The organism is Streptomyces sp. NPDC048211 (assembly GCF_043202315.1).
Taxonomy (GTDB): Bacteria; Actinomycetota; Actinomycetes; order Streptomycetales; family Streptomycetaceae; genus Streptomyces.
Genome location: NZ_JBIDAD010000053.1, coordinates 1 through 3,041, shown reverse-complemented (window position 1 = coordinate 3,041; position 3,041 = coordinate 1). Strand labels below are relative to the sequence as shown.

General features: G+C 67.2%; 1 protein-coding gene. It reads right to left on the bottom strand.

What is annotated here, in order from left to right; all coding sequences use genetic code 11:
* On the bottom strand, positions 1–3,041 hold a 3,041-nt coding region (locus tag ACGFZA_RS42450; RefSeq protein WP_393686471.1), incomplete at both ends, for a KR domain-containing protein.

The following is a 3,041-nucleotide window of genomic DNA, read 5'->3' as shown; positions in this document are numbered from 1 at the left end:
GAAGGATCAACACCCGCCCGCTCGAACGCCTCCCACGACACCTCCAGCAACAACCGCTGCTGCGGATCCATCGCCACCGCCTCACGCGGCGACACACCGAAGAACCCCGCATCGAACTCAGCAGCCCGATGCAAAAACCCACCCTCACGCGAATACGTCGTACCCGCATGATCCGGATCGGGGTGATACACCCGCTCCACATCCCAACCCCGGTCGGTGGGGAACTCGGATACGGCATCAGCCCCCGCGGCCACCAACTCCCAAAGGTCCTCCGGCGACTCCACGCCGCCGGGGAACCGGCACCCCATCCCGACGATCGCTATCGGCTCATCAACAAATCCACCAGGTCTCACGGTCGCGACCGGCACCGAAGCCGACACACCCACAACCTGACCCAGTACGTAAGCCGCGAGGTCTCCGGCGGTCGGGTAGTCGAAGATGAGCGTGGCCGGCAGACGCAAGCCGGTCGCCGTGCCCAGCCTGTTGCGCAGTTCCACCGCAGTCAGCGAGTCGAAGCCCAGGTCCCGGAACGACTTGTCCGGCTCCACGGACTCGGCAGAGGCATGCCCGAGGACCGTGGCCACCGCCGTACGTACGAGGTCGAGCACATGTGCGGCGCGCTGCTCGACGTCCATTCCCGCCAGCCGTCCCGCCAGGCCGTCATCCGCAACCTGGCCCACAGCCGCCTGACGCCGCACCCGCACCGGGACAAGGCCCCGCAACACACCGGGCACCGACTCCGGGTGCCGGCGCAGGGCAGCCAGGTCCAGCCGGATCGGGACCAACAACCCATCCCCCTCACCCCCGGCCACCGCACGATCCAGCAGACCCAGCCCCTCATCCGAACCCAACGCCAACGCACCCGAACGCGTCATACGCTGCACATCGGCTTCGCCGAGCGTCTCCGTCATCGCACTGGTATCCGCCCACAGACCCCAAGCCAACGACACCCCCACCAGACCCTGCGACCGACGGAACTGCGCCAACGCATCGAGGAACACGTTCGCCGCCGCATACCCGGCCTGCCCCGGAGTACCGAACACCCCAGCCGCCGAAGAAAACAGAACAAACGCCGACAAGTCCATGTCCCGGGTCAGCTCGTGCAAATGCCACGCCGCATCCACCTTCGGCCGCAACACACCACCAAGACGCCCCGCATCCAACGACGTGACAACACCATCGTCCAGAACACCAGCAGCATGCACCACACCCGACAACGAACGCCCCGACAGAACACCCGCCAACGCCCCACGGTCAGCGGCATCACACGCCACCACCTCAACCGCCACACCAAGCCCCGACAACTCCAGCTCAAGCTCAGCCATACCCTCCGCAGCCGAACCCCGCCGACTCAACAACACCAACTCACGCACCCCGTGAACCGACACCAAATGCCGGGCCACCACACCACCCAACACACCCGACGCACCCGTCACCAACACCGCACCCGAACCAAACCCACCATCGCCCACAGTGTCGAAGGCAGCCACCTCCGCACGGACCAGACGCGGTACGAGAAGCGCACCCTCACGCACAGCCCACTGCGACTCACCCGAGCCCAGCCCCAACGCAACCGCGTCAACCACCGCACCAGCATCCGCACCCACCGGCACATCAGCCAGCACCAACCGCCCAGGATGCTCAGCCTGCGCCGAACGCACCAACCCCCACACACCAGCCGACCGCACATCAACAACCGACCCAACACAAGCGGCCGCACCCGCGGCGACCGCGCCCCGCGTCACCACCACCAAACGACTACCGGCCAGACGCTCATCCGCCAACCACTCCTGAACCACACCCAGAACCGCAGCCAGCCCCTCATGCACCACACCCGGAACCTCACCACCCACCGGCACCGGGCACTCCCACACCACCACCCCAGGCACCACATCCGCCAACGCCACCGCACTCACATCAGCAAACACCTCACCCTCCGAAGGGACCAGCAGCCCCCCACAACCCAGCACCCCCCAAGACCCGCCACCAACCGCGGAACCACCATCCCCACCAGGCACCCACTCCACCCGGAACAACGAGTCCCGCTGCCCAGAACCAGCCAGCTGCTCCTGCGACACCTCCCGCGTCGCCAGCTCCTCGACACCGACCACCAACTCGCCGGCAGCATCCGCTGCCACCAGCGACAGCACCCCGTCCTCACCCACACTCAGACGCACCCGAAGACTCGCCGCACCACCCGCATACAACGACACACCACGCCACGAGAACGGAACCCGCACCACACCCTCGGAACCCACCCCACCCGCAACCGCAACCACCCCATGCAGAGCAGCATCCAAAAGCGCGGGATGCAGGCCGAACTCCCCCGCCGAATCGACGAGACCCTCCGGCAGCGCCACCTCGGCGAACACCTCGTCACCGCGCCGCCACACCGCCCGCAGCCCCTGGAACGCAGGGCCATACCCATACCCACGCCCAGCCATCACGTCATAGAAGCCGCCCACATCCACCGACTCCGCACCCCGCGGCGGCCACACCACCAGATCTGCTGCGTTCGCTCGCACCGCACCTGAAACGACGAGACCCGTCGCATGGCAGGTCCACGGCGCATCGCCCACTTCCTCCTCCGCGCGGGCGTGGATCTCGACAGCCCGTACACCCCGTGCGTCCGGTCCACCGACGACTACCTGTACGTGGACGGCCCCCGTGGGCGACAGAACCATCGGAGCCTGCAGGGTCAGTTCCTCAAGACGATCGCAGCCGACCTCGTCCACCGCACGGAGTGCCAACTCCACCAGCGCTGTTCCGGGCACAAGAACCAGGCCGTGGACCTGATGGTCGGCCAGCCACGGATGTGTCGAGAGCGAAAGCCGACCGGTAAGCAGTACGCCGGTCCTGTCCGCCAAAGTGATGGACCCACCCAGCAACGGATGCTGCGCCGCGCTGAGGCCTATGGCCGTCGCGTCACCGGTTCCTACCGGAGCTTCCAGCCAGTAGCGTTCGTGTTGGAAGGCGTAGGTGGGCAGGTCGGTGTGGCGGGCTCCGGGCAGCAGTGCCGCCCAGTCGAGCGGGACGCCGGC